Origin of the sequence: Streptomyces milbemycinicus, assembly GCF_002154605.1 — a bacterium.
Taxonomy (GTDB): Bacteria; Actinomycetota; Actinomycetes; order Streptomycetales; family Streptomycetaceae; genus Streptomyces; species Streptomyces milbemycinicus.
Genome location: NZ_MUNE01001073.1, coordinates 1 through 717 on the forward strand (window position 1 = coordinate 1; position 717 = coordinate 717).

The following is a 717-nucleotide window of genomic DNA, read 5'->3' on the forward strand; positions in this document are numbered from 1 at the left end:
CCGGGGCGGCGAGCAGCGCGGCCATGGCCAGGGCCAGGGACAGCGGCCCGAGGACGCCGTACAGCGGTACTGCTCTCACGGGCCGTCCCCTCGTATTCCGTTCGTCTTCCGTCGCGTTGCGCTTGCGTTCCGTTTGTCGTTCCGCTTGCGGTGCCGCGACGGTGGGTTGTTCCATGACGAAAGGGATACTTGGCGCGGCGGTCGGCCATGTAAAGCACCGTGCCGAGGTGTCGGGGTCAATGACCCCAATGCGCCTTGAAGGCCGAGCGCAGCGCGGGATCGGGTAGGGCCGAGGCGCCGTGCAGCGCGAGCAGGGTCAGGAGCTCGGCGTCGGCGCCCTCCCGGCCGTACGCGCCGACACCCCTGCCCCGCCCGTCGCCGCCCCGGCGGTCGCCGCCCCGGCCGGGGGCGAACCGGGCGGGCCGTGGCCGGGGTGTGTCGATCCGGCCCAGCAGCTTCTGCCCGGCGGGCGAGGCCCACCGGGTGTACGGATGCGCCTCGACGCGGGCTATCGCCAGGCAGCCGAGGGTCAGCAGCAGCGGCAGCGCGAACCACGCCGCCGCCCTCTCCCGCCCCGCCTCCGGCTCCACGATGAGCAGCGCCGCCGCCCCCATGAGCAGGACCAGCCCGGCCGCCGCCCGCACCTGACGGACCGCGGCCGCCACGTTCGTACGCGCCGCCGCGGGCACCGCGAGCCCGGCGGCCACCAGCCGGTCG

At 75.5% G+C, this 717-nt stretch carries 1 pseudogene; it reads right to left on the reverse strand.

Annotation, left to right across the window (positions count from 1 at the left end):
• Positions 1–236 precede the first annotated feature (236 nt).
• Positions 237–717 (reverse strand): annotated as a pseudogene (locus CCN51_RS51095) (TIGR04222 domain-containing membrane protein); the annotation flags it as partial.